We start from the raw sequence: 24,719 nt of genomic DNA, 5'->3' as shown, positions 1-24,719 counted from the left end.
CTACCCGTCCTCGGAGCACAAATTCCTTTGTTTCCCAGGGCCGCGATGCCCAGGATGAGGTGTGAGCAGCAGATTGCGCGCGGTCGCGCGGGAGAACTCCGAGGTCCTGGCGGCCGGCGGCTACCGGACGCGGTCGGGGCGGCAGGTTTCCCTGGCAGCCGCCCTGGCGGAAGCCAAGGCAGGAACCAGGATATATGGACCAAACCCTGTCATTCCAGACGAGCTGCCATCGGGGGGATGCGGTCCGACGGCGTTCGAGGTCACGGGAGAGAGCAGCACGGTGGCGGCCCGCAGGCTCGCGACGCGGGACTCCGGGACCACTTCCGTGGCGGTTCTGAACTTCGCCTCGGCCCGGAACCCCGGGGGCGGATACGTGCGCGGGGCCAAGGCCCAGGAGGAGGCCCTGTGCCGCGCCTCAGCCCTGTACGAGACCCTGCTCGAGGCGCCGGAGTACTACGAGGTCCACCGGGCGGAACGCAGCACCTTCTACACCGACCGGGTGATTCACTCGCCCGGGGTCCCCGTCTTCCGCGACGACCGGGGCGCGCTGCTGGAGACCCCCTTCCGGGCCGGCTTCCTCACCTCCCCGGCGCCGAACGCGGGCACGATCCGCCGCCAGGAGCCCGAGCGGACCGACGAGATCCCCGGCGCCCTGCTGCGGCGCGGGGAACGCGTGCTGGAGGTCGCCGCGCTGCACGGCTACCGGCGGCTGGTGTTGGGGGCATGGGGGTGCGGGGTGTTCCGCAACGACCCCGGGCAGGTGGCCGACGCCTTCCGGACCCTTCTGACCGGCCGGTTCACGGACACGTTCGAACGGGTCGTGTTCGGCATCCTGGACCGTGACCCGGGGCCCCGCGCCGCCTTCGCCCGGGCCTTCCCGGACCGGGCGGCCGGACCGGCCGCCCGGCCGCCGGACCTGGGAGGCCCGGGCGGGCCTGAGCGGCCGTGTCTGCCCGGGGACGGAACTCACCCCAAGGGGTGACGCGGGCGGCGGAGGGCGGCGGTCCGGGAAGGCGTCGGCGCGAGTCCGCGGGCCTGCGGGCTCATGGACCCACGGCCCCGCGGGGCCCTGGAACGGGCGGGCTACTGCCAGCCGTAGCGCTCGCGCAGCCGGTCGACCACGAGCTGGAACCGCGCCCGCTCCAGGGCGCACGCCTCGCGCCGCATCCCGGACTCGTGCACGCGCAGCACCCGGTCCACGGCCACCCAGGACTCCCGCCCCGAGGTGTCCCAGGGGCCCGTGCCGATCGGCACCCACTCCCGGTCGTGGTCGTGCCGCTTGCTGGACAGCTGGACGGCGAGCAGGGTCCGCCCGCGCGGCTCCCGGGCCACGACCAGCACCGGACGGTCCTTGCCGCGGCCGTCGTTCTCCTCGTACGGGACCCAGGTCCACACGATCTCGCCGGGGTCCGGATCCCCGTCGGGGTCGGGCGCGTACTCGGTGCGCACGGGACCGATGGCGCGCGGATCGGCCTCGGTGGTGGCGCCGGCGCCGTCCCGGCCGGGCTGGTCGGCGTGACCGTTGCTCTGATGCGAAAGTGCCGTCATCCGGGTGAGGCTACTGGGTTCGGCGGCCCGGTCCCGGCGCCGGCCGGTGGGGAGCGGGCCCGGCCCCAGGCGGCTCCGCCCGCCCGGGCGGCTCCGTGCCGCCGGTCAGGACGGGAGGGCCGGCAGCCAGGCTCCGGCTGCCTCCGCCTGGGCGGCCAGCGCCAGCAGCAGGGGCTCCGAGTGGGCCGGGCCCAGGAGTTGGGCCCCGAGGGGGAGTCCCGTGGTGGTGAAGCCCGCCGGAACGTTCACACCCGGCCATCCCAGGACGTTCCAGGTCCAGGCGTACGGGCAGGCGGCGATCATCGCCCGGTCCGTGGCCATCGCGCCCAGGCCCGCCAGCGCGCCGATCCGCAGCGGTGGCGTCGCCGTCGTCGGGGTCAGGACCACGTCGTAGCGGCCGAATATCTCACCCACCCGCCAGGCGAGACCCGCCTCCGAACGGCGGGAGAGCCGCAGGGGCAGCCCGCCCAGGATCCGGCCGGTGCGGACGGCCTCGTGCGTACGCCGGTCCAGCAGCGCACGGTCCGGCACCCGCGCCGCCCAGTCCCGTACGCCCGCGGTCGCCCGGGGTACGAAAGTCAGGCCGATCGGACCGTACCGGGGGTCCTCCGGCACCACCTCGTGGCCCAGCGACTCCAGCCGCCCGGCCAGCCGCTCCACCGCCGAACGGACCTCGGGGTCCAAGGACTTCGCCGTCGCCGTGAACGGCATGCCGAAGGAGAGCGCGATCCGCAGCCGCCGGGGGGCACGCCGGGCGGCCTCGGCGGCCCGGACGCGGGCGGGGCGGTGCAGGTCCTCCGCGTGCTGGCCGGCGGCGGCGTCCAGCAGCAGCGCCGCGTCGGCGACCGTGCGGGCCAGCACGCCGTTGACCGTGAGCCCGTTGAAGGACTCGGGCTCCGGCCAGGTGGAGATCCGGCCGCGCTGCGGCTTCACACCGATCAGGTGGGTCCAGGCCGCCGGCATCCGTACCGAGCCCGCTCCGTCGGATCCGAGGGCCGCCGGGACCAGCCCCGCCGCCACGGCGGCCGCCGAACCGCCCGAGGAGCCGCCGGGGGTGTGGTCCGGGTTCCACGGATTGCGGGTCTGGCCGAAGGCCGCGCCCTCGGTGAAGGGCCACTGGCCCAGTTCCGGAGTCTGGGTCTTCCCGACGATCACCGCGCCGGCCGCGCGGAGCCTGCGTACGGCCTCGCTGTCCGCGGTCTTCGCCGTGAACGCCCCCGCGCAGCCGAAGGCGGTCGGCTCCCCGGCGAGGTCCATGTCGTCCTTGACCGCGATCGGGACGCCGAGCAGCGGCAGCCGCTCGCCCGCGGCGAGCCGCCGGTCCGCGGCGTCCGCCTCGGCGAGCGCGGCCTCGGCGCGTACGCTCCGGAAGGCGTTGAACCGGGGCTGTGCGGCCGCGATCCGGTGCAGGGCCCGCTCGGTCAACCAGCGCGCGGAGACGCCTCCTTCGGCGAGCGCGGCCGCCATCCCCACCAGGCCCTCGGGTGCGGGCGCGAGGGCCGGAGCGGCCGTGAGTCCGGTGGGAGCGGCTGTGGCCGCGCCGGACGGCACCACGGGCGAAGACGAAGGCGAAGGCGAATCCGGCACCGTGACCACTCCCCATTACCGATCGGTAGGAAGACGGTAACGGGGAGCGGGCGGTGAGGCCAGGCCGTCCTTCTCCCGGATCCCGCGAGGGTTCGCGCCGTCCGGCGCGCGCCGGACGCCACGGCTCAGATCCAGCCCTCCAGGGAGGTCATGAACGCACCGAAGTCGTCCCGGTGAATGGTGTGTCCGGCGCCGGCGCCGGCGACCGAACGGACCTCGGATCCGCGGGACGTGAGGAGGGCCGCGCGGTGCGGTGAGATCAGCGTGCTCGGGTCCCCGAGCTGGACCAGGGAAGGAACCACCGGCGCGGCCGGCAGCAGGTCCGCACCGAGGTGCCCTTCTTGCGGGTGTGTGACGGGGTCGGGCGCCGGTCCGTGGGGGTGCGGCGGTGGCGGCACCGGTGCGCGCGGTCGGCGTTCGGGGGGCGGGTGGGTCAGCGCACGCTGCGGATGGGCTTCACCGCCAGGGCGCCGGCCAGCGCCAGGACCGCCGCCAGGACGAACAGCGCGGTGTACCCGCCGCTGAGCGAGACGACCACCGAGGCGATGAACGGCGCGATGATCTGAGGTCCCGCGTTGGCGATGTTGAGTACGCCCATGTCGCGGGCGGCGTCCTCGGCCTTGGGGAGGACCATCGTCACGAGCGCGGTGTCCACGGCCATGTAGCAGCCGAAGGCGAGCCCGTTGATCACGGCGAAGGTCAGCATCGCGGTCCAGCTGGTCGACAGGGCCGGGATGACGAGCGCGACGGCCGACAGCAGGGCGGAGGCGCCGACGAAGAGCTTGCGGCGGTCGAACCGGTCGGAGAGGTAGCCGCCGAGGACGGTGGAGACGACCATCGCGACGCTGGTCAGCGGCATCAGCACCGCGACGGCGGCCTCGGGCTTCATGCCGTCGGGGAGGACGGTGTGGTCCTGCAGGATGTACAACTGGTAGCCGCTCACCGCGAAGTACCCGAGGACGAGCAGTGCCCGACCGATGAACGCCCACCGGAAGTCGTGGTCCCTGAGGGCGCTCGCGAACGCGGCGAACTGGGCCTTGACGGGGAGCGGGGCGCGGACCGGGAGCCGTTCCTCCCGCGTGCAGGCGGTGAACAGGACCGCGGCCCCCGCCACGAGCGCGCCGAAGACGAGGTAGCCGGTGCGGTAGTCCTCGGAGAACGCCGCGCCGGTCAGGGCGCCGAGGGTCGAGCCGAAGGGGAGGCCGAGCCCGACGGCCGCGGAGGCTTTGCCGCGGGCGGTCACGGGCACCCGGTCGGGGACGACGGAGGTGATGGCGGCCTGGTAGACGTTCATGACGGCCTGGCCGAGGCACCAGGCGATGGTGATCAGCAGGATCGTGTCGGCGAGGCCGAGGAGGAACATGGCCGGTACGGCGGCGAGGCCGCCGCCGAGGATCCACGGGTTGCGCCGCCCGCTGCGGTCGGACAGGGCGCCGGCGACGGGGTTGAAGACGGTGGCGAAGACGGCCGAGACCCCGGCGATCAAGCCGAAGTTCGCGACCTTGCGCGCCGGGTCGATGTCCTCGACCTGGAGGGCGAGGAGGACGCCGGCGACGCCGATGTAGAGGGCGTACATGGCGCTGTTGCCGACGAGCAGCAGCGGGAGCAGTCCGCGGCCGGGGGAGGCCGGCGCTGAGGGGCTGGCATCGGCGGTGCCGGTGCGCGGCTCGGGTGCGGTTTTGGCCACGGGGGACCTCCGAGGCAGGCGTGAGCGGATGAGGGATGACGGGCGGATGACAGTGTGGTTACACGTGTCAACGCGGCGTGTGAACACTGTGTATCCCAGCCACTCGGTGTTCCGCCAGACCCGCGACCGGACCGTTACACGAGGTGTGCCACCGCCCAGTCCCCGCCCCCGCCCGCCGGTCGCGCCCCCCGACTCGGGATCGGTATCCGCCAATCCGCGTCCCGCCGCCCCCGGGGGGCCGGTGCGGACGCGGTACGTGCCGCGCCCCGGCCGTGGCTTCGGGCGGCGGCGCCGCCAGGGCCGTTGGCGGGTGACGGGGGCCGACAGCCCTGTGGCGGGCCGGAGTTGGCGCACCGAGCCGGTCGGGAGCCGGGGTGCGGCGGCCGGTCGGACGGCGGCCGGAGGCGGGGGACCGGTTCCGCTCCCGAGGGGTGCGTTCACGGGCGTCCGGCGCGCGCCGATGACGCGTGTCATCGCTGTGTAGCATGCCTTTCAGGCCATCTGCCGGGCCTCCGGTGCGACCGGTCTGGAAGGATGCCACGGCAATGTCTCAGTCATCGAAGTCGCCGAAGCCGCCGGCACCGGCCTCCGGACCGGCTCCCACGCCGCCGCCTCCCCCTCCCGTCCCGACCAGCGCCGACGTGGCCCGCCTCGCCGGCGTGTCGCGCGCGACCGTCTCGTACGTGCTGAACAACGCGGAAGCCGTCCGCATCAGCGAGCCGACCCGCGTCAAGGTCCGCCGGGCCGCCGAGGAACTCGGCTACGTCCCGCACGCGGCCGCCCGCAGCCTGCGCGCCGGGCACACCCGGCTCGTCCTGCTGCCCACCTCCCACGTCCCGGTCGGCCCGCTGTACAGCACCTTCCTGAACGAGCTCCAGTGGGCCCTGCGCCGCCTCGACTACACCGTGGTCCAGTACGGCAGCCTCGGCCTCACCGGGGACGAGGCCGCGCGCGCGTGGGCGGAACTGCGCCCGGTGGCGGTGATCTCCCTCGGCGAGATCACCCTCTCCGCGCACAACGTCGCCACCCTGAAGCGCGCCGGTGCCCGCGCGGTGATAACGATGGGCCCGGTCGGCGTGCCGGGCGCGCACGCGCTCGTCATGGACCAGCGGGAGGTCGGGGCCCGGGCCGCCGCCCACCTCGTGGAGCGCGGCCGGCGCCGGATCGGCGTGATCGTGCCCGAGGAGGAGGGGCTGGAGCTGTTCTCCGGACCCCGGCTGGAGGGTGCGCGCTCGGTGAAGGGCGCGGAGATCGAGACCTTCCCGATGTCCTACACGGAGGAGTCGGCGGCCGCCCTCGCCGCCCGCTGGCGCGGGCTCGGACGGGACGCGGCCTTCGCCTACAACGACGAGTACGCGATGCTGCTGATGCGGGCCTTCCAGGACGAGGGGCTGCGCATCCCCGAGGACGTCGCCGTCATCGGCGCCGACGACCTGCTCATCGGAAGGCTGCTGCGGCCCCGGCTGAGCACCGTCCAGATCGAGATGCCGACCGGGGACCACCTCGCGTCGCTGGTGGACCGCGCCGTGCGCGAGCCGTCGGAGGTCACCCAGCGGCACGACCTGATGGCGGCCGCGGCCATCCGGCGCGAGTCGACCTGATCCGTACGCCCGGCGCGCCCGCCCGGTCCGCATCCGCCCGGTCCGCATCCGCCCGGTCCGTGCCCGACCGGTCCGCGGGCGCGCCCGGCACGCTCCCGCACCCCCGGCGCCCAGCGCCCGGCCCCGTCCCGCCCGGAGGCCGTTGACAGGCGGTGACGTGCGGACGGAGACTGCGGGCGCGCCCCACCGGGCGCACCCGGCCGTGCGCCCGGTACCCACGAAGGCACCGTGCGCCCCGCCACCCGGCTCCGGCCCCGCTCCACCCGCCTGCCCGTACGGATCCGCCCAGGAGAGACCCCATGAGCAGCCGCACCGTCCGCGACGTCTACGTGGTCGACGCCGTCCGCACCCCGATCGGCAAGTTCGGCGGGGCCCTCGCCGGAGTCCGGCCGGACGACCTCGCCGCGCACGTGGTGCGCGCGCTGGTGGACCGTACGCCCGCCCTTGACCCGGCCCGCATCGACGACGTGGTCTTCGGCGACGCCAACGGCGCGGGCGAGGACAACCGCGACGTCGCCCGCATGGCGGTGCTGCTCGCGGGGCTGCCCGTGACCGTCCCCGGCGTCACCGTCAACCGGCTCTGCGGATCCGGCCTCGAAGCCGTGATCCAGGCCGCCCGCGCCATCGCCCTCGGCGACGCCTCCGTCGCCATCGCCGGCGGCGTCGAGTCGATGAGCCGCGCCCCCTGGGTGGTCCAGAAGCCCGAGCGGGCGTTCCCCGCCGGTCACCAGCAGATGTGGTCCACCACCCTCGGGTGGCGCATGACCAACCCGCGCATGCCCGCCGAGTGGACCGGCTCGCTCGGCGAGGGCGCCGAGCTGATCGCCGAGAAGTACGGCGTCACCCGCGAGGCGCAGGACGCCTTCGCCCTGGAGAGCCACCGCAAGGCCGCGGCCGCCTGGGCCGCCGGGCAGTACGACGGGGAGGTCGTCCCGTACGCGGGTGTGGACCTGCTGCGCGACGAGTGCGTACGGGAGGGCTCCACCCCCGAGGCGCTGGCCCGGCTCAAGCCCGCCTTCCGGACCGACGGCTCCGGCACGGTCACCGCCGCGAACGCCTCCCCGCTCAACGACGGCGCGGCCGCCTTGCTGCTGACCGACGAGGCGGGTCTCGCGGCCACCGGGCGCGAGCCGCTCGCCCGGATCAGTGCGTCCGCCGTCACCGGGATCGAGCCCCAGCTGTTCGGCCTCGGCCCGGTGGAAGCGGTCCGGCGGGCCCTCGGCAAGGCCGGCCGCGGGCTGGCGGACCTCTCCGTCCTGGAACTCAACGAGGCTTTCGCGGCGCAGGCGTTGGGCTGCCTCGCCGCGTGGCCGGAGCTGGACGCGGCCGTGGTCAACCCGCGCGGCGGGGCCATCGCGATCGGCCATCCCCTCGGGGCGTCGGGTGCCCGGCTGGCCGGTTCGGTCGCCCACCAGCTGGCGGCGGCCGGGTCCGGCACGGGCATGGCGGCGCTGTGCATCGGCGTCGGGCAGGGAATCGCGCTGGTCCTGGAACGCTGAGCACGGGCGTCGATCGTTTCCGGTCATGTGCGAATGTCAACTGCCCAATAACTGAACAGAAGTGAGGCCGCAGGTCTGGCACGATGGCGCGTGCTGCCGCCCCCCGCCCCGACCATCCCCACCGGAGGCCCCGCGCCATGCCGCTCCTCGATCCGACGCTCTGGCAGGACGGACCCACCCTCACCGGCGGCGCCGCTCCCGTCGTGGAACCCGCCACGGGCCGCACCCTCGCCACCTTCGAGCTCGCCGCCCCGGCCGACGTGGCCGAGGCCGCCGTACGGGCCGGGGCCGCGCAGCGGGACTGGTCCCGCACCACCCACCTGGAGCGGGCCGCCGTACTGCGCCGCGCCGGGGACCTGTTCGCCGCCCACGCCGACGAACTGGGGGAGTGGCTGGTGCGGGAGTCGGGGTCGATACCCGGCAAGGCGGCCTTCGAACTGCACGTCGCCGCCCAGGAGTGCTACGAAGCCGCTGCCCTGGCCTCACGCCCGACCGGGCAGGTGCTGCCGAGCGAGGCGCCCCGGCTGTCCTTCACCCGCCGGGTGCCGGCCGGCGTGGTCGGGGTCGTGGCGCCGTTCAACGCCCCGCTGATCCTGTCGATCCGCTCGGTCGCGCCCGCGCTGGCGCTGGGCAACGCCGTCCTGCTCAAGCCGGACCGCCGCACGGCCGTGTCGGGCGGCCTGGTCCTCGCCGCGGTCCTCGCCGCCGCCGGCCTGCCGGGCGGCCTGCTGCACGTCCTGCCCGGAGGCGCCGAGACCGGCGCCGCGGTCGTCGCCGACCCCCGGGTCCGGGTCGTGTCCTTCACCGGGTCCACGGCGGCCGGCCGTATCGTGGGAGAACTGGCGGGGCGTCACCTCAAGCGGGCCCACCTGGAGTTGGGCGGTAACTCCGCCCTCGTCGTGCTGCGCGACGCCGACATCGAGGCGGCCGTCGCGCAGGCCTCCTGGGGCTCCTTCTTCCACCAGGGCCAGATCTGCATGACCGCCGGACGCCACCTCGTGCACGCCTCGCTGTACGACGAGTACGTCGAGCGGCTCGCCGCGCGCGCCGAGGCCCTGGCGGTGGGCGACCCGTACCGCGAGCAGGTGCACCTCGGCCCGCTGATCGACCGGCGCCAGGCGGAACGCGTCCACGCCCTGGTGGAGGCGAGCACCGCCCAGGGTGCGAAGCTCGTCGCGGGCGGCACCCACCGCGAGCTCTTCTACCGGCCCACCGTGCTGGCGGGCGTCGGGGACGACACCCCCGCGTACGCCGAGGAGGTGTTCGGCCCCGTCGCGCCCGTACGCTCCTTCGCGACGGAGGACGAGGCGGTGGCACTGGCCTCCGCCGGCCCGTACGGGCTCTCCCTCGGCATCGTGACCCGCGACGCGGGGCGCGGTCTGGACCTGGCCGAGCGCATCCCGACCGGGATCGCCCACGTCAACGACCAGACGGTGAACGACGAGGCCGTCGCGCCCTTCGGCGGGGTCGGCGCGTCGGGCAACGGCGCCCGCTTCGGCGGCGAGGCGAACCTGGACGCCTTCACGGAGCTGCGCTGGACCACGGCCCGCACCAGCCCGGCGGGCCACCCCTTCTAGAGGGTGACCGGCAGGGTGCCGGACCGGGACGGAATGATGCGGGCACGCCGTTCGTTCAAGCAGGCAGACGGCTCTCATCTGGAGGTTTGGACACCGTGGCTACAGTCGAGCTCACCAAGGAAAACTTCGACCAGACGGTCAGCGAGAACCCGTTCCTGCTGATCGACTTCTGGGCGGGCTGGTGCCGGCCGTGCCTGCAGTTCGCCCCGGTCTACGAGAAGGCCTCCGAGGCCCATCCCGACCTGGTCTTCGCCAAGGTCGACACCGAGGCGCAGCAGGAGCTGGCCGCCGCGTTCGACATCAGCTCCATTCCGACGCTGATGATCGTCCGCGACCAGGTGGCGATCTTCGCGCAGCCCGGCGCCCTGCCGGAGGCGGCCCTCACCGACATCATCGGACAGGCCCGCGCGCTCGACATGGACGAGGTACGGGCGAAGATCGCCGCGGAGCAGCAGGCCGCCCAGGGCACCGGCACCCCGGACGCGCGGGGGTCCGGCACGCCGGAGACCTGATTGCGTGACGCGGCGCCCGACCAGCGGTGACACTGGCCCGTATGACTGATGCGGTGGAGTACGACGTCGTGGTGCTCGGCGGGGGACCGGCCGGCGAGAATGTCGCCGACCGGACCCGGGCCGCCGGGCTGAGCACGGCGGTGGTGGAGAGCGAGCTCGTGGGCGGGGAGTGCTCGTACTGGGCCTGCGTCCCGAGCAAGGCCCTGCTACGCCCGGCGCTGGCCCGGGCGGACGCCCGCCGGGTGCCGGGTCTGGCCGGAGCCGTGCAGGGGCCGCTGGACGCGGCGGCGGTGTTCGCGCACCGCGACTACTGGACGGGCGACTGGAAGGACGAGGGCCAGATCGACTGGCTCGATTCCATCGGCGCGCACGTGTACCGAGGACACGGGCGGCTCTACGGCGTCCGCAAGGTCGCCGTCACCAGCCCGGAGGGTGAGCACCACGTGCTCACCGCCAAGCACGCGGTGGTCGTCGCCACCGGCACCCGGGCGCTCGTGCCGGACCTGCCCGGGATGGCAGGCGCCCGGCCCTGGACCAGCCGAGAGGCGACCTCCGCGCGGGCGGTGCCCGGCCGGCTGCTGATCGTGGGCGGGTCGGTGGTCGCCGCCGAGATGGCCACCGCCTGGCAGGCGCTCGGCTCACAGGTCACGGTGCTGGTGCGCGGGTCGCGGCTGCTGCCGCGGATGGAGCCCTTCGCCGGGGAGCTGGTGGCCGACGCGCTGCGCGAGGCGGGCGCGGTGGTCCGTACCGGCGTGTCCGTCGAGTCGGTCGTACGGGACGGCTCGACCGGGCCCGTCACCGTCGTCTTGGAGGGCGGCGAGACCCTGGAGGGCGACGAACTGCTGGTGGCGACGGGCCGTTCGCCGCGGACCGAGGACATCGGCCTGGACACGGTGGGCCTGACCGCCGGCGCATGGATCGGCGTCGACGACGGCTGCCGGGTCCCGGGCCACGACTGGCTGTACGCCGTCGGGGACGTCAACCACCGCGCGCTGCTGACCCACCAGGGCAAGTACCAGGCCAGGATCGCGGGCGCCGCCATCGCGGCCCGCGCGGCGGGCGACGCCGCGCTGGACACCGGCCGCTGGGGCGCGCACGTGGCGACCGCCGACACGCAGGCACTGCCGCAGGTGGTCTTCACCGACCCTGAGGCCGCGGCGGTGGGGCTGTCCCTGGCCGACGCGGAGCGGGCGGGCCTGCGGGTGCGCGCCGTCGACTACGACCTGGGGAAGGTCTCCGGCGCGGGGCTGTACGCCGACGGATACCGCGGCCGGGCCCGGATGATCGTCGACCTGGACCGCGAGATCGTCCTGGGCGCCACCTTCGTCGGCCCGGGAGCCGCCGAACTGCTTCACGCGGCGACCATCGCGGTCGCGGCGGAGGTTCCGATCGATCGGCTGTGGCACGCGGTTCCGGCCTTCCCGACGATCAGCGAGGTCTGGCTGCGCCTGCTGGAGACGTACCGGGGCTGAGCGCCGCCGCGGCGGCGGCCCGCTGCCGCCGTCCGCCCGTCACGCTGGCCGCCCCTCACGCCGTCCGGCGGGGGGCGGGCAGCGGCAGCGAGAACCAGACGGCCTTGCCCTCCTCCGTCGGGAGCGTGCCCCAGGACTCGGCGAGGGAGTCGACGAGGAGCAGGCCCCGGCCGGACTCGGCGTCCGGGGGAGCGAACCGTGCCTGGGGCAGGACGGGGCTGCCGTCGCACACCTCCACGCTGAGTTCCCGGCCGGCCCGGCGCAGCCGCAGCCGGACCGGGCCGTGGCTGTGGCTCACCGCGTTGGTGAGCAGCTCGGACGCGAGCAGGCACGCGGTCTCGCACAACTGGTCGTCGACGCCCTCCCACGCGCCGAGGGCCGAGCGCAGGAACCGCCGCCCCTCGCCGACGCTGCTCGGTCGGGCGGCCAGCACCACGGTGTGCGAGGTCACCGGTGTGTCGGGGACGCGTACGAGCAGCAGGGTGACGTCGTCGGTGTTCTCGTCCGCATCGGGCAGCATCTCGGCGAGGAGGGCGTCAGCCACCGCTTCGAGGCCCCCGGCGTTGTGGAACGCCTTGCCGAACACCGACGTGAGGATGTCGAGTTGCTCCTCGATGTCACTGCCCGGGGTTTCGACCAGCCCGTCCGTGTAGAGGGCGAGCAGGGAGCCGGGTTCCACGGCGTGGCGGCTCTCGTGGTGCGGAACCTCGCCGACGCCGAGCGGCACGCTGACGTCCACCGGGAGCCGGCTCACCTGCCCGTCGGGGGTGGCCATGAGGACCGGCAGGTGTCCGGCCGAGCACACGGTCAGCTCGGCGGCGTCCGCGTCGACCACCAGGTAGCAGCAGGTGACGAACTGGTCCGGGAGTTCGCTGACAACCGCGTCGAGGGCGCGCATCAACTGCCGGGGCGGCATCCCGGTCTTCGCGAGCGCGTGCGACGCGGAGCGGAGCTGTCCCATGACGGCGGCCGCCTCGAGGCCGCGTCCCATCACGTCGCCGATCATGACGCCGACGCGGCCGCCGCCCAGCGGGATCAGGTCGAACCAGTCGCCGCCCACGCCCGCGCCCTGCCGGGCGGGGAAGTACCGGCTGGCCGTCGGCATGCCCGGTACCTCGGGAGGCGAGCCCATGAGGCTGCGCTGCAGGGTGAGGGCCACGTGGCGCTGCTGTTCGTAGAGTTCGGCGAGCTTCTCCTCGGCGGCCTTGCGGTCGCTGACGTCGCGGATGGCCGCCGACACGAGGGTGCCGTCCGGGGTCTCCAGGGGACTCAGGCTGATCTCGACCGGGAACTCGCGGCCGTCGCGGCGCAGGCCGTGCAACTCCAGCCCGGCGCCCATGGGTCTGACCTGGCGGTTGACGAAGTAGCCCTGTCGGAAGGCGGAGTGGTGCCCCCGGAACCTCTCCGGTACGAGGACCTCGACGGGCCGCCCCAGGAGGTCCGCCCTGGTGTGGCCGAACAGGGCCTCCGTCTGGGCGTTGACCAGACGGATCGTGCCGCGGTCGTCGACGATCACCATCGCGTCCGGCGCGGCCTCCAGGAGCGCGCGGAACAGCTCCTCCGCCGCTCTGCGCTCGCTCACGTCGCGCACGGCCGCCGAGATGAGCAGACCGTCCGTGGTCTCCAGCGGGCTGAGGCTGATCTCCACGGGGAACTCGCGCCCGTCCCGGCGCAGCCCGTACAGCTCCAAACCCGCACCCATCGGACGTACTTGGCGGCTGGCGGCGTACCCGGTCCGGTGGTGCGGGTGGTGTTCCCGGAAGCGCTCCGGTACGAGGATGTCGATGGGGCGCCCCAGCAGCTCCTGCCGCGAGTAGCCGAACAATGTCTCCGCCTGCGCGTTCACCAGCCGGATCGCACCGGCGTCGTCGACGATCACCATCGCGTCCGGCGCCGCCTCCAGGAGGGCGCGGAAGGGCTCCTCTGCCGTCGTCGTCATGTTGCGCCTCGCACTCGCCGGATACCACCGAAGCGAACATCCGACCACGCCCTCACCCTTCGCTCCGCGAGTTGACCGGAACCCGCACCCAATTGACCGGGTGTGAACACACGTGAGGCGAGGAGCCGGGGCGGGTGCGCGGAAGCCCGGTCCGGCCTCGTCAGGCCATGTGGCTCCCGTCCGGTGCCCGGCTCCATCCGGCCTCGGTGTCGGCCCCCGTGTCCGGATCCCGCCGCAGGCGCCGTGTCGCCGTCAACTCCGCTTCACCTCGATCCACGTGGCATGCCCGCGGGTGGGCGATCCGTGGCGCTCGCCGTCGGCGCCGTCGGCTCCGCCTCGGCAGCGACCACCACGCGTACGGTCACCGACGGCGCGACCTACACCCTCAGCGTCACGGCGCCCGGCACCGCTGCCACGGCCGGACAGAACGTCACGGTCTCCGGCAGCGGACCCAACACGGCCAAGGGCATATACGGGGGCCTCTGCGCGGCGAACGGGGCGCAGGGCGCGAACAAGCCGACACCCCGTGTCCCGGCGGTTCGGACCAGGCCGGCACCACCGGCGCCTCGCACTGGATCGACAACACCTTCGGCGGCACCCTGCCCACGGCCACCGGCGGCAGCGGTTCGTCCGGCGACGCCTCCGCGACCGGCGGGGCCTCCTCCCCGGCCCGAGGCTCCGACACCTCCGCCGGTTCCGTCGGCGGTGGGGGCGCCCCGCCCGCCGGCGGCGCGCTCGCCTCCACGGGAGCGGCCGTGGCCACCCTCGCGGGCGCCGCGGTCGTGCTCACGGCGGCAGGCTGGGCGCTGGTCCGCCGCAAGCGCCCGCGCACCACCACGGCCTGAGGCCGGGCGGCACTCCCCGTCACCAGGCGACGGGGAGTGCCCGCAGCCCGTAGACGATGGTGTCGCGCTGGAAGACCAGCCGGTCCTGCGGCACGGTGAGCCGCAGCCCCGGCAGCCGGCGCAGCACCGTCTCCAGGATGACCTGGAGCTCGACCCGGGCCAGGGTGTGCCCCAGGCACTGGTGCGCCCCGTGCCCGAAGGCCAGGTGCCGGCGGGCGTCGCGGGTCACGTCCAGCTCGGCAGGGCAGGCTCCGCCCGGCTCCTCTGGAGCGAACAGATCCGGCTGCCGGTTGGCGGTGGACAGCATGCAGATCACCCCGTCCCCGGCCCGGATCGCCGCACCGCCCACCGTCACGTCCTCGGTGGCCGCCCGGCCCAGGCCCAGGTGGATGATGGTCAGGTAGCGCAGCAACTCCTCCACGGCTCCCGGCACCAGGCCGGGATCGGCCCGCAGCCGGGCGGCTTGTCCGGGGCTGCGCAGCAGGGCGAGGACGGACAGGGCGGCCATGTTGGTGGTGCTCTCGTGCCCGGTGATCAGGAGCATGAAGCCGAGCGAGGCCGTCTCCTGGGGGGTCAGGTCCGGCCGGGCGGCGAGCCGGCTGAGGATGTCGTCCGCGGGGGTGTCGCGCTTGAGTTCCGCGAGCCGCGCGAGGTAGCCCATCAGCTCCCGGTGCGCGGCCGAGGCGCGCTCGGGTCCGGTGGTGTTGTCGAGCATGGTCCGGCTGAGGGACTGGAACAGTGCGTGGTCCTCGTACGGGACTCCCAGCATCAGGCAGATGACCAGTGAGGGCACGGGAAGGGCGAAGTCACCCACGAGGTCGGCGGAGCGCCGGCCGTCCGCGGTCAGGGCGTCCACCGCCGACTCCACCACCTCCTGGATGCGGGGACGCGTCTCGCGGATCCGGCGAGCCAGGAAGTCCTTCGCGACCATGCGGCGCAGCCGGGCGTGCTCGGGATCGTCCATGCGGATGAAACTGGGCTGAGCGGTGGCCAGTTGGCGCTGGCCGGGAGAAAGGAAGGGGAAGCCGGGCGTGCGGGCGTCGGCGCTGAAGCGGGCGTCGGCCAGGACGGCGCGCACCTCCTCGTGGCCGGTGACGAGCCAGCACGGGGTGCCGTCGGGCAGGACGGACCGGCTGACGGGTGCCCGGGCGGCCGCCGCCGTGTAGCCGGGCGGCGGGTCGTAGGGGCAGCTTCCGTACGGGGCGGGGAGGGCGAGCGCGCTCGGGGCGGCGGTCACGGTCATGGTGGCGGATCTCATCCGGAGGGGGTTCGGCCGCCGTCGGGCGGGGTGTGGAGGGCGCCGAGCGTGGCGCACATGGTGGCGCACTGGCCGGCGAGGATCAGGAGTTCGATCAGCTGGTCGGGGCGCAGGGCGGCGGCCAGCCGGTCCCAGAGCGCCGGGGGGAGGGGTTCTCCGGCGGCGAGCGCGTCGCAGGCCCCCAGGAGGGCGAGGTCGTCCGCGGCCCAGGGGTGTGAGGCCGGCGGGGCGGCGGTGGCGGAGGTCTCGGACGGGGTGAGACCCGCGTCCGAGGCGACCGCGCGGTGCCGTTCGTAGACGAAGGAACCGCCCCGGCGGTGGGCGGTGCGCAGGATCACCAGTTCGCGCTGACGAGGCGTCAGCGTGCCTTCGTGGGTGAGGACCCGGGCCAGCGAGAGCCAGGCGCGGGCCAGCGCGGGATGGTGCGCGAGCGTGCCGAACAGGTTGACCCGGCCGGGACCGTCCTTGTGGGAGGCCGCGAGCAGGTCGCGCAGGTCCGGCGGCCACCGCTCGGGCGGCAGCGGCATGATGCGCGCGGAGGGCGCGGGGCGCAGGGGCGCGTGGGGCGCGGGCTCGACGGGCGCGGTGTGCCCGGCGGGAGGGGCCGGGGCCGGATGCGCGGCGGGCTCGGCGGGCTCGGCGGTCTCGGCGGACTCGGCGTGTGCGCCGGGCCCGCCGGGTGCGGAGCCGTGGTGGGTTCCGGTCATCGCTTCACCACCGGCAGACGACGACGCCGGCGCTCGCGCCGCTCGCGAACCCGAACATGCCGACCAGGTCGCCCGCCCGCAGCCGCCCCGACCCCAGGGCCGTGGCCAGCTGGAGCGGGATGGTGTTGGTGGCGACGTTGCCGTGTGCCGGAAAGGTGGCCAGGACGCGGTCCGGGTCCACCCCCACCCAGCCGCAGGCGATCCGGGTGAACGGCACGGACGGCTGGTGGACGCAGACCAGGTCGAAGTCGTCCACCGACACCCCGATGTCGCCGACCGCGCCCCGCACCTTGGCCGGCATCCCGTCGAACGAGGCCACCAGCCGCGCCGAGTCGATCTCCAGCCGCCCCATCCGGCGGTGGTTGGCGTACGGGTTCGGGAGCGTCGCGGCCTCCCAGCCCCAGGAGTTGGCGAAGAACCGGGACCCGAGGATGCCCGGCCGGCCGCTCGCCGCGACCAGGACGGCCGAGCCCATGTCGCCGGTGCTCAGGCTCGGCAGCGCGTTCAGCACCTCGCCCGGATCCGTCACGCTCCAGCGGCTCTCCCGGGTACTGACCTCGGCGCTGGTCACCAGCACCCGCCGGTACTGCCCGCCGCGGATGAGCGCGTCGGCCACCTCCAGCGCGTTGAGCACCCCGTTGCAGGCGTTCTTCAGGTCGAACACCGGGCATCCCAGGCCGAGTTTCGCCGCCACCACGTGCGCGGTGGCGGGCTCCTCCATGTCGGCGAGGATGCCGGCGTACAGGAGCAGGTCCACGTCGCCGGGCCGGGTGCCGGTCTCGTCGAGCAGGGTCCGCGCCGCGTGCACGGCCAGGTCGGACGGCTGCTCCTCGGCCGGGGCCACGGTGCGCTGGGCCAGGCCGTACATGTGCTGGAGGACGCCCCGGGACATCGGGATGCCGGGGCTGCCCGCCCGGAAGCGGTCCTCGACGACGGCGACGCTCTGCCGTTCCTCGGGCACGTGGACGGTGGCGTGGACGATCGCGCTGTGAACGGCCAAGGGTGCGGAGCCTTCTCGTGGTGGGGGGAGGAGGGGCGGGGGTGGGCTCAGGGCGCGGTGAGCACGAGGACCACGTTGTGCCCGCCGAAGCCGAACGAGTGGCTGACGGCGGCGCCGACCCGCTGCTCGCGCACCGCCCCGGTGACGCAGTCGACGGCGTGACCGGCGCCGCTGAGGCCGTCGGCCGTGAGGTTGGCGACGGGCGCGACGCGCGAGTCCCGGATCGTCAGCGCGGTGAGCGCCGCCTCCACCGCACCGGCGGCGCCCAGGCTGTGCCCGAGGACCCCCTTGGGCGCGGTGACGCTGGGCCCGTGCGGCAGGACACGGGCGATGAGCGCGGCCTCGGTGCTGTCGTTGAGCGGGGTGGACGTGCCGTGGGCGTTGACGTGGTCGACGTCCGCCGGGGACAGGCCGGCCTGGGCCAGGGCCGTGCGCAGCGCCGCCTCGGCGTACTCTCCGCCGGGGGCCGGGGCCGTCGGGTGGTGGGCGTCCGAGGTGAGGCCCGCGCCGGCGAGCAGCGCGTAGCCGCGCCGGCCCCGGGCCGCGGCGTCCCGCGTACGTTCCAGTACGAGTACGGCGGCCCCCTCGGCGATCACGAAGCCGTCGCGGTCGGCGGCGAAGGGACGGGAGGCCAGCTCCGGCGCGTCGGCCCGCCCGGACAGCGCGCCCATCCGGGCGAACCCGGTGGTGACCACCGGCGTGACGGCGGCCTCCGCGCCACCCGCCACGGCGATGTCGCAGGAGCCGGAGAGCAGCAGGTCGCGGGCGACGGCCAGGGCGGTGGCCCCGGACGCGCAGGCGGTTTCGGTGGCCAGGGAGGGGCCGTGGGCGCCGAGGTCCGCGGACACCTCCCCGGCGGCCATGTTCGGGATGAGCATCGGGACGAGCGAGGGGGACACCAGGTCGGGGCCGCCCTGGTGGTGGCGCAGGGTCTGGGTCTCCAGGTGGGCCGCTCCGGCCAGCCCGGAGCCGATCACGACGGCGACGCGCGCACCGTCCCAGGAAGCAGGTGCCAGCCCGGCATCGGCGACCGCCTCCCGGGCGGCCAGGACCGCGAGTTGGGTGAAGCGGCCCATCCGCCAGGCCCTGCCGCCGCCGATCCGGCCCTGCTCGGGAGTCATGGCGGGGATCCGGCAGGAGAAGTCGACCGGACAGCCTTTGAGTTCGGGATCGGTGGCCGCGGTGGATCGGCCCCGCAGCACGCCGGCCCAGGTGGCCTCCCTCCCCACACCGGCCGGGGTGATCATTCCCAGTCCGGTGACGGTGACGGCGCCCCGGCGCGGAACAGCGGTCACAGGGAGTCCCGTTCGGCCCGCTTGGCGTGGAGGGCGGCCACGAGCTCGCCGACGGTGGTGCGCTTGGCGGCCTCGTGTTCCTCGACCTTGACGCCGAGTTCCTCCTGGAGCGCGAGGGCGAGTTCGGCGAGGGCGAGGGAGTCGAGGTCGAGGCTCTCCAAGGTGGCGTCGGGCAGGACGCTCTCCGGGGACACCTCGAACTTCTCGGTGAGCACGGTGGTGACGACGGTCTGGACAGGGGGCATGGCGGTACGTCCTTCCGGGACGGTGGGGGAGGAGGGAGGGGCAGGGGGAAGGGGGGCCGGAGGAGCTCGGCGGTTCAGCGGGCCGGTTCGATTCCGGGCACCGGGCGGCCGAGCTCCGGCCAGAGGACGGCCGCCGAGCCCCAGGTGAGCCCGGCGCCGAAGGTGGTGAGCAACACCCTTTCTCCCGGTTGGAGTTCACCTCGGGAGGCGGCATCGGCCAGGGCGAGCGGAATGGAGGCGGCGCCGGTGTTGCCGACCCGCTCGATGTTCGTCACGTGGCGCGGCCCCGGGATCGGGACCCGCTCCCCGACGGCGGTCAGGATGCGGGCGTTGGCCTGGTGGGCGCAGAAGCGGTCCACGTCCTCGGGCGACCAGCCCGCGTGCTTCAGCACGGTCTGAGAGGACTGGGTCATCCGCGTCACGGCGTGCTGGAACACCTCGCGGCCCCGCATGCGGAAGAACCGGTCCCCGGGTCCGTAGGCGCCGGGCGTCGCCCGCTCGCGCGCGCCGCCGCCGCTCACCTCGATCAGCTCGTCGCCCGATCCGTCGCTGCCGAGGTCGAAGGCGAGGACGCTCCCGGGCTCGCCGAGCCGGCCGCGCCGCAGCACCACGGCGCCGGCGCCGTCGCCGAAGACGATGCCGGCCGAGCGGTCGTCGGGGTCGAGGAGGGTGGAGTACACCTCGGCGGCGACCAGCAGGACCCGGTCCGCGCACCCGGAGAGCAGTGCGCCGGAGGCCGTCGCCAGCCCGTACACGAAGCCGCTGCACGCGGCGCTCACGTCCCAGGCGGCCGCGCCGCCGAGGCCGAGACGGGTGGCCAGCAGCGGAGCCATGGCGGGCATCGGCCGGTCCGGGGTGGAGGTCGCGACGAGCACCGTGTCCACGGGGGCGCCGCCCGCCACGGTCAGGGCCCGGCGGCCCGCCTCGAGGGCGAGGTCGCCGGTGGAGACGCCGGGTGCGGCCCGCCGCCGTTCGCGGATCCCGGTGCGGCGGCGTACCCAGGCATCGTCGACGTCCCAGGCGGAGGGGAGCCCGGCGTTGGCGACCACGCCCGCGGGGACGTACCCGGCGATGCCGTCCAACACCGCTGCCGAGGGCGCGGGTCGGTTGGCGGAGGGTGTCAACTGGTCTTCTGCGCAAGCCAAGGGGGAAGTCACGCACGTCTCTCAGGAGCGATCTTGGGGGAGCGGCACGACTGTAGGGCGGTTCAAGATCACGGCCGGTCCGGCGGCACGGCAGAACGGATGTGCGGAGCGCGCGGTGGGACGGCATCGGCGCAGCTCAGGGGCGTGCGGGAAGAAACGTTACGGCCGCTGGGCCATCCGGGTGTCGCCCTAAAGGTTGAATTTGGTACGGCCGTCCAGACGTCCGGCTGACGGCCCGGTGCGATCGGCATTCCCGGGGGACTAACCGCGGCGGTGTGCGGGGAGCAACGGTGCGGCCGGGGAAGCCCTGTTGAAGGTGTTGAACGTGATGGATGCGATGGGGCGTGATGGACGTGATGACCGGGGCTCGGGCGAACGCGCCGCACGGGCCTGGGGCCGCTCCGGGTGCCTCTCCATTCGCGCTGCGGGGGTGAGGTCCCCGTGTGGGCCGTGGACGCTACTCGCCGGGTGTGATTGCGGGATCTGTTTGATTCATTCGTCATGGAAGTCCCTTTTGGAAATAATTTCCGCATGAAACTACTCGCGTAGAACGTGCCCTGGTGGGCGGCCCGCCGCAGATGCTCGGGCGGAGGTCTTGCGGGAGGTAAACCGGACGAACTCGATCCGCCGATTTCACCGTGGTGCAAGTGTGAATAATGCACCAGAAATCGCGCGCTTCGTCGATGGGAGCAGGTCGGCCCTCCGGTGCGGCGGCTGGATGATCCTCCATCATTACTCGCTGGCCTTTGGGTCTTCCGTCGGCTAACGTCTCTTCGTGTGTCCCGTACTCCGCCCTGGCGGCATATCCATTCGCCGGAATGTGATGGGTCGAATATCCTTGGATCCGTCAACGCTGAAACGGCTGAGGCGCTGATATCGGTAGCCGAAACAGTAGACAGACTGAAGCCCGGTACCACGATTATCGAGTCCCGTTCCGGCAGCCTCGGAATCGCCGTCAGCGAGATCGCCGTCAGCGAGATCGCCGTCAGCGAGATCGCCGCCGACCGGGACCACCGCTTCCCCCGTGCGCTCGGGCGAGCTGTTCGTCGCCCAGGTCGAGCGCACGCCGGATGTACCGGCGCACGCCCACCGCGCGGAACTGTTCACCTCGTCAACACCGTGGTCCTGCACGCCATCCCGCGCGCGGGCGCCAGACGGGGCGACCTGCCGAGGGACCTCCTGACCAAGGCGAGATGTCGATGACCCCCTTGACCATCATCCTCTGCGGGGCGGTGACGTTCGCCGTCCGCTACGCGCTCTTCGGACCGATCGGCCCCGAGCACCTGCCCACCCGCATCCGCAGCACCCTGCCCTACGTGATGCCCGCCGTGCTGATGGCGATCATCGTGCCGTCGGTGGTGCTGGCCGGGGACTCCGGCGACCCGAAGACGGTCGCCCCGTACCTGGTGGGTGCGGTCTGCGGGTTCACGGTGGGCGCGTTCAAGCGGGACGCCTTCTTCCTGGTGTTCGCGGTCGCCATGGCCGGCTTCATGGTCACCAAGTTCGCGCTGTGAACCAGCCCCGCCCTTGCTCCGGAACGAGGTCGAATTGATGTTGCCCCGACACAGCCGCGGGGGTGAGGCACTGCAAGGTGCCCTGGCCGGCGTCCCCGTCATCATCGGCGCGGTGCCGTTCGGCCTGCTGTTCGGCGCGCTCGCCGAGGGGCAGGGCCTGGACGTGGTCAACACCATGCTGATGAGCCTGGTGGTCAACTCCGGTTCCGCCCAGATGATCGGCCTCGGCATGATCACCTCGGGTGCCGCGTGGCCGCTGACCGTGATGACGGTCCTGCTGATCAACCTGCGGCACGTCTTCTACTCCGCGGCGCTGTCCCCGTACGTCCGGCCGATGCCCGCGGTCTGGCGCGCGGCCATCGCCTTCGGCATGACCGACGCCGTCTACGCCCTCGCGGCGAAGCGGTTCGGCGAGCCCACGCCGGAACAGGACAACCGGCGCTGGTATGTGCTGAGCAACGCCGCCGCCATCTACGTCGCCTGGAACCTCGCCACCCTCTGCGGCTGGACCTTCGGCCAGACCCTCGCCGATCTGAGCTCCTGGGGACTGGACTTCGCGGTCTACGCCTCGTACATCGGCCTGGTCGTCTCCTCCTTCACGACCCGCCGCGCGCTCGTCATCGGACTCATCGCGGGAGCCGGCGGCCTCCTGCTGAGCCATCTGCCGTACCAGAGCGGCCTGTTCCTGGCCACGCTCGCCGGTACGTCGGTGGCGGCCTTCCTGGAGAGCAAGGCGCGTGTCTCCGCCGGTGACGCCGCCACGGACCCGAAGCCGCCGGAGCCGCGCCCGGCACAGCCGCAGCCCGCGGGCGAGGAGGCGCCGGACCGAGAGGTCGGCAGCAGTCCGCGCTGAGCACCCTCCGGCAGGCCGCACCGCCCCCTCGGGGCCGGCGGAGTTCGGGGAGACGCAGTGCGTGGGCAAGGGGGACTTGCCCGTCAGGACGGACGGGACGCCTGCACACCCTGCTGGAGCACGAGGTTCAGCGGGGCCACTGGCAGGACGCAGAACCGTATCCGCCGGTGGGTGAAGAGATCCCGCACCCCCCTGCGCGTCGTCCGGCCCCATGCCGAGGGTGGAGGCGGCGAGCGTGTGCGATACCGACGGTCAGGGGGCGCACCCATCCGGCGGACTCCGTGGCCACGACCCCGCCGGCGACCGGGCGCAGCGCCGCCACCGCCCGCGGGATGGGCTGGATCCGCGTGTGGCCGACAGGGGCTCCAGCCCCTCCGCGCCGATCACGTCGCGCCCAGGAGCGGGTCATCTCCCGTTCCAGGCACGGGAGTCGGGCAAGCCCGCCGCCGCGCTCCCGCGCGTTCAGTGGCTCGGCGATGCGGTGGACCGTGCAGCCGCGCCCGGGCGGGTCATTGACCAGCCGCAGCCGCAGCCGGATCAGGCGCCCGTCGGAGTAGGGGGCGATCCTGCCTTCCCGGGCGCGAGGCACGCACCTCGGCGCCGGCCGCCCCCGCCAGGTCACATAGCCCGCGGACGATCCTGCTTGACCGCCCGCAGGACGACGAACTTCGGCTCGCTCGCGACGACTTCACTGTTGCCGAACAGCCGCCGCAGATGCGTGTGGTAGCCCATGTGCCGGTTGGCCACCACCCACAGCTCGCCGCCCGGCCGCAGCACCTTGCGCGACTGCGCGAACATCCGCAGCGCGGTCGCGTCCGTCGTGGCCTGGTGGGAGTGGAACGGCGGATTGTTCAGCACCAGGTCCACGGAACCCGGGGACAGCATGGACACGCCGTCCCCGACGAGGAACTCGGCGGTGCGCCGCCCCTCGCGGACGTTCGCCCGGTAGGTGGCCTGCGCCGAGGCGACGGCCTGGTACGACTCGTCGGTGAAGACGACCTCGGCGTCGGGATCGGCGACCTGGACCGCCGTGCCGACGACGCCGTTGCCACAGCCCAGGTCCACGACCCGGGCCCCGTCGGTGTTGGTCGGCAGGTTCTGCAGCAGGAAGCGGGTGCCGATGTCGAGGCGGTCGGCGCAGAAGATGCCGGCGTGGTTGACCACGGTCAGCCCGGCTCCCGAGCCGCCGTCCTCGTCGACCGTGTACGTCAGCGGCCACGGCCCGGGGGTCGTGGGACGGGTGGCGCCGGGGGTGCCCGGCGTACAGAAGATCAGCCGCGCCTTCTTCTCGGCGAGGGAGGTCTTCGTCGGGCCCAGGATTCGCTCGAAGAGCCGCAGGGTGGAGGTGTGGATCTCCTTGACCATGCCGGCGCCGACGACCACGGTTCCCGCGTGGACGTGCGGGGCCACCCGGTGCAACTGGTCCTCCAGCAGCGCCAGGCTCTTCGGCACGCGCACCAGCAGGACGTCGATCCGCTCCGGCGGCACGTCCTGCGTGGTCAGCAGCGACACCGTCGACTTCGACGTGCCGATGCCGGCCCGGTCCAGGTTCGCGGCAGTGGCGGAACGCGTCAGCGAGGAGTCGGTGATCTGCGCCGGGTGGTAGGCGGCGAGCGCCGTGGTCAGCGCCCCCCAGCGGTCCCCGAGCACGGTGATCTGCCCGGCGCCGGCCAGGTCCACCGGGCCGCGTTCGCCCGTACCGGAGTCGAGGTGGCGCAGGAGGTACTCGTCAGCGGCGTCCCATGCGAAGAGCCGGTCGCGCGGGTCCTCGGGGAAGCGGGTGAGCTCGTAGGAGCCGAAAGGCGTGGTCAGACGGTTCATATTGGCCCCAGGCTAACCGAGGCCGGGGCCGAGCCCCGCATGGACGGGGCCAGAGCCCCGATCGGACGGGTCCGGAGCCCCCAGCGGAGGGGTCCGAAGCCCTCACCGGAGGGCCCGGATCCGCCATCGGACGGGCCCGGATCCGCCATCGGACGGGCCGAAGCCGCGTCCGATGGTCCCGTCCCGCTCGGGCCCCTGGGCGGGCCCACTCGGGTCCCTACTCAGGCAGGTCGCCCGCCATCGCGGCGGCCATCCGCAGGTGCGGACGGGCCTCGGCGGCCCGGCCGAGCCGCTCCAGTGTGCGACCGAGCATCAGCTGGGCGTAGTCCTCCACGGGCCAGCGCTCCAGTACGGCGCGGAGCTCGGCCTCGGCGCGCGAGAGCTGGGCGGAGTGGTAGTAGGCGCGGGCCAGCAGCAGCCGGGGCGCCAGCTGCTCGGGGGCCTCCTGCGTCAGCGGCTCCAGGACGCGGGCGGCGGTCGCGTACTCCTTCGCGTCGAAGAAGAGCCGGGCGCGCTCCCAGCGCTCGGCCGCGGTCCCGTGCCCGAGGTACGTCGTCGGCCCGTTCATCGTGTCCCTTCCGCCGGTCGTGTGGTCTGTTCGCTGCCTCCAACAC

At 74.0% G+C, this 24,719-nt stretch carries 22 protein-coding genes; 9 read left to right on the top strand and 13 right to left on the bottom strand.

The window, feature by feature from the left end; translation table 11 throughout:
* Nucleotides 1-61: 61 nt before the first annotated feature.
* On the top strand, nucleotides 62-982 hold the full coding sequence (locus tag ABT106_RS06540) for a TIGR02452 family protein (protein ID WP_351273182.1): 921 nt from the start codon (nucleotides 62-64) through the stop codon (nucleotides 980-982).
* 101 nt (nucleotides 983-1,083) lie between these two features.
* Here the strand turns inward: ABT106_RS06540 and ABT106_RS06535 are convergent, their stop codons facing one another.
* The 4 genes from ABT106_RS06535 to ABT106_RS06520 form a co-directional block, all read right to left on the bottom strand.
* Nucleotides 1,084-1,548 carry a type II toxin-antitoxin system PemK/MazF family toxin gene (locus ABT106_RS06535; RefSeq protein WP_351273180.1) on the bottom strand — a complete coding sequence of 155 codons (465 nt, stop codon included), beginning with the start codon at nucleotides 1,546-1,548 and terminating at the stop codon, nucleotides 1,084-1,086.
* A 105-nt stretch (nucleotides 1,549-1,653) separates the two neighbouring features.
* Complete coding sequence (locus ABT106_RS06530) at nucleotides 1,654-3,015, bottom strand: amidase (RefSeq protein ID WP_502979241.1); 1,362 nt, start codon at nucleotides 3,013-3,015, stop codon at nucleotides 1,654-1,656.
* A 245-nt stretch (nucleotides 3,016-3,260) separates the two neighbouring features.
* Nucleotides 3,261-3,437: a hypothetical protein gene (locus tag ABT106_RS06525; protein WP_351273177.1), complete on the bottom strand. Its 177-nt coding sequence runs from the start codon at nucleotides 3,435-3,437 to the stop codon at nucleotides 3,261-3,263.
* 131 nt (nucleotides 3,438-3,568) lie between these two features.
* Nucleotides 3,569-4,822, bottom strand: coding sequence for an MFS transporter (locus ABT106_RS06520; protein ID WP_351273174.1), 1,254 nt, complete (start codon nucleotides 4,820-4,822; stop codon nucleotides 3,569-3,571).
* A 545-nt stretch (nucleotides 4,823-5,367) separates the two neighbouring features.
* Between ABT106_RS06520 and ABT106_RS06515 the strand changes: the two genes are divergently transcribed.
* The 5 genes from ABT106_RS06515 (at nucleotide 5,368) to ABT106_RS06495 (ending at nucleotide 11,483) form a co-directional block, all read left to right on the top strand.
* Entirely contained in the window at nucleotides 5,368-6,423 is a 1,056-nt protein-coding gene (locus ABT106_RS06515; protein WP_351273171.1) for a LacI family DNA-binding transcriptional regulator, read from the top strand.
* Nucleotides 6,424-6,722: 299 nt separating this feature from the next.
* Nucleotides 6,723-7,922: a thiolase family protein gene (locus ABT106_RS06510; protein ID WP_351273168.1), complete on the top strand. Its 1,200-nt coding sequence runs from the start codon at nucleotides 6,723-6,725 to the stop codon at nucleotides 7,920-7,922.
* A 137-nt stretch (nucleotides 7,923-8,059) separates the two neighbouring features.
* Nucleotides 8,060-9,499, top strand: coding sequence for an aldehyde dehydrogenase family protein (locus ABT106_RS06505; RefSeq protein ID WP_351273165.1), 1,440 nt, complete (start codon nucleotides 8,060-8,062; stop codon nucleotides 9,497-9,499).
* Between the two features lie 95 nt (nucleotides 9,500-9,594).
* Nucleotides 9,595-10,011, top strand: coding sequence for a thioredoxin family protein (locus ABT106_RS06500; RefSeq protein ID WP_351273162.1), 417 nt, complete (start codon nucleotides 9,595-9,597; stop codon nucleotides 10,009-10,011).
* A gap of 41 nt (nucleotides 10,012-10,052) precedes the next feature.
* A complete protein-coding gene (locus tag ABT106_RS06495; RefSeq protein ID WP_351273159.1) occupies nucleotides 10,053-11,483 on the top strand; it encodes a dihydrolipoyl dehydrogenase family protein in 1,431 nt (476 codons plus the stop codon).
* Between the two features lie 55 nt (nucleotides 11,484-11,538).
* Here ABT106_RS06495 and ABT106_RS06490 read toward each other — a convergent pair whose 3' ends face one another.
* Nucleotides 11,539-13,422 carry a PAS domain S-box protein gene (locus ABT106_RS06490; RefSeq protein ID WP_351273156.1) on the bottom strand — a complete coding sequence of 628 codons (1,884 nt, stop codon included), beginning with the start codon at nucleotides 13,420-13,422 and terminating at the stop codon, nucleotides 11,539-11,541.
* 755 nt (nucleotides 13,423-14,177) lie between these two features.
* Between ABT106_RS06490 and ABT106_RS06480 the strand changes: the two genes are divergently transcribed.
* On the top strand, nucleotides 14,178-14,267 hold the full coding sequence (locus ABT106_RS06480; protein WP_351273244.1) for an LPXTG cell wall anchor domain-containing protein: 90 nt from the start codon (nucleotides 14,178-14,180) through the stop codon (nucleotides 14,265-14,267).
* A 19-nt stretch (nucleotides 14,268-14,286) separates the two neighbouring features.
* Here ABT106_RS06480 and ABT106_RS06475 read toward each other — a convergent pair whose 3' ends face one another.
* The 6 genes from ABT106_RS06475 to ABT106_RS06450 all read right to left on the bottom strand — a co-directional run bounded on the left by ABT106_RS06475 (nucleotide 14,287) and on the right by ABT106_RS06450 (nucleotide 19,917).
* Nucleotides 14,287-15,510 (bottom strand): cytochrome P450, encoded by a 1,224-nt coding sequence (locus ABT106_RS06475; RefSeq protein ID WP_351273153.1) that lies wholly within the window; start codon nucleotides 15,508-15,510, stop codon nucleotides 14,287-14,289.
* Between the two features lie 11 nt (nucleotides 15,511-15,521).
* Nucleotides 15,522-16,232, bottom strand: coding sequence for a carboxymuconolactone decarboxylase family protein (locus tag ABT106_RS06470; protein ID WP_351273150.1), 711 nt, complete (start codon nucleotides 16,230-16,232; stop codon nucleotides 15,522-15,524).
* 4 nt (nucleotides 16,233-16,236) lie between these two features.
* Nucleotides 16,237-17,232 carry a 3-oxoacyl-ACP synthase III family protein gene (locus ABT106_RS06465; RefSeq protein WP_351273147.1) on the bottom strand — a complete coding sequence of 332 codons (996 nt, stop codon included), beginning with the start codon at nucleotides 17,230-17,232 and terminating at the stop codon, nucleotides 16,237-16,239.
* Nucleotides 17,233-17,279: 47 nt separating this feature from the next.
* A complete protein-coding gene (locus ABT106_RS06460; protein ID WP_351273144.1) occupies nucleotides 17,280-18,527 on the bottom strand; it encodes a beta-ketoacyl-[acyl-carrier-protein] synthase family protein in 1,248 nt (415 codons plus the stop codon).
* A complete protein-coding gene (locus ABT106_RS06455; protein WP_351273141.1) occupies nucleotides 18,524-18,772 on the bottom strand; it encodes a phosphopantetheine-binding protein in 249 nt (82 codons plus the stop codon). The genes ABT106_RS06460 and ABT106_RS06455 overlap by 4 nt, the downstream gene beginning before the upstream one ends.
* Nucleotides 18,773-18,846: 74 nt before the next feature.
* Nucleotides 18,847-19,917 (bottom strand): beta-ketoacyl-ACP synthase 3, encoded by a 1,071-nt coding sequence (locus ABT106_RS06450; protein ID WP_351273138.1) that lies wholly within the window; start codon nucleotides 19,915-19,917, stop codon nucleotides 18,847-18,849.
* 1,199 nt (nucleotides 19,918-21,116) lie between these two features.
* Between ABT106_RS06450 and ABT106_RS06445 the strand changes: the two genes are divergently transcribed.
* On the top strand, nucleotides 21,117-21,431 hold the full coding sequence (locus ABT106_RS06445; RefSeq protein ID WP_351273135.1) for an AzlD domain-containing protein: 315 nt from the start codon (nucleotides 21,117-21,119) through the stop codon (nucleotides 21,429-21,431).
* 37 nt (nucleotides 21,432-21,468) lie between these two features.
* The gene (locus tag ABT106_RS06440) at nucleotides 21,469-22,284 is read left to right on the top strand and encodes an AzlC family ABC transporter permease (protein ID WP_351273132.1); all 816 of its coding nucleotides are present in this window, start codon (nucleotides 21,469-21,471) and stop codon (nucleotides 22,282-22,284) included.
* A 618-nt stretch (nucleotides 22,285-22,902) separates the two neighbouring features.
* On the opposite strand, the gene ABT106_RS06435 is transcribed toward ABT106_RS06440, so the two are convergent.
* Together ABT106_RS06435 and ABT106_RS06430 are read right to left on the bottom strand one after the other, a co-directional pair.
* Nucleotides 22,903-24,096, bottom strand: coding sequence for a methyltransferase (locus ABT106_RS06435; RefSeq protein ID WP_502979240.1), 1,194 nt, complete (start codon nucleotides 24,094-24,096; stop codon nucleotides 22,903-22,905).
* A 226-nt stretch (nucleotides 24,097-24,322) separates the two neighbouring features.
* Nucleotides 24,323-24,673 carry a tetratricopeptide repeat protein gene (locus ABT106_RS06430; RefSeq protein WP_351273126.1) on the bottom strand — a complete coding sequence of 117 codons (351 nt, stop codon included), beginning with the start codon at nucleotides 24,671-24,673 and terminating at the stop codon, nucleotides 24,323-24,325.
* Nucleotides 24,674-24,719 lie beyond the last annotated feature (46 nt).

It is taken from the genome of Streptomyces sp. NPDC002044 (genome assembly GCF_040296725.1).
Classification (GTDB): Bacteria; Actinomycetota; Actinomycetes; order Streptomycetales; family Streptomycetaceae; genus Streptomyces; species Streptomyces antarcticus.
This window is presented reverse-complemented; position numbering and strand designations above follow the sequence as displayed.

Coding starts and splice junctions, on each gene's coding strand:
- ABT106_RS06535 (WP_351273180.1), bottom strand. CDS start 1,548: ATGACGGCACTTTCGCATCAGAGCAACGGTCACGCCGACCAGCCCGGC.
- ABT106_RS06530 (WP_502979241.1), bottom strand. CDS start 3,015: ATGGCGGCCGCGCTCGCCGAAGGAGGCGTCTCCGCGCGCTGGTTGACC.
- ABT106_RS06515 (WP_351273171.1), top strand. CDS start 5,368: ATGTCTCAGTCATCGAAGTCGCCGAAGCCGCCGGCACCGGCCTCCGGA.
- ABT106_RS06510 (WP_351273168.1), top strand. CDS start 6,723: ATGAGCAGCCGCACCGTCCGCGACGTCTACGTGGTCGACGCCGTCCGC.
- ABT106_RS06505 (WP_351273165.1), top strand. CDS start 8,060: ATGCCGCTCCTCGATCCGACGCTCTGGCAGGACGGACCCACCCTCACC.
- ABT106_RS06495 (WP_351273159.1), top strand. CDS start 10,053: ATGACTGATGCGGTGGAGTACGACGTCGTGGTGCTCGGCGGGGGACCG.
- ABT106_RS06490 (WP_351273156.1), bottom strand. CDS start 13,422: ATGACGACGACGGCAGAGGAGCCCTTCCGCGCCCTCCTGGAGGCGGCG.
- ABT106_RS06475 (WP_351273153.1), bottom strand. CDS start 15,510: ATGACCGTGACCGCCGCCCCGAGCGCGCTCGCCCTCCCCGCCCCGTAC.
- ABT106_RS06470 (WP_351273150.1), bottom strand. CDS start 16,232: ATGACCGGAACCCACCACGGCTCCGCACCCGGCGGGCCCGGCGCACAC.
- ABT106_RS06455 (WP_351273141.1), bottom strand. CDS start 18,772: ATGCCCCCTGTCCAGACCGTCGTCACCACCGTGCTCACCGAGAAGTTC.
- ABT106_RS06445 (WP_351273135.1), top strand. CDS start 21,117: ATGACCCCCTTGACCATCATCCTCTGCGGGGCGGTGACGTTCGCCGTC.
- ABT106_RS06440 (WP_351273132.1), top strand. CDS start 21,469: ATGTTGCCCCGACACAGCCGCGGGGGTGAGGCACTGCAAGGTGCCCTG.
- ABT106_RS06430 (WP_351273126.1), bottom strand. CDS start 24,673: ATGAACGGGCCGACGACGTACCTCGGGCACGGGACCGCGGCCGAGCGC.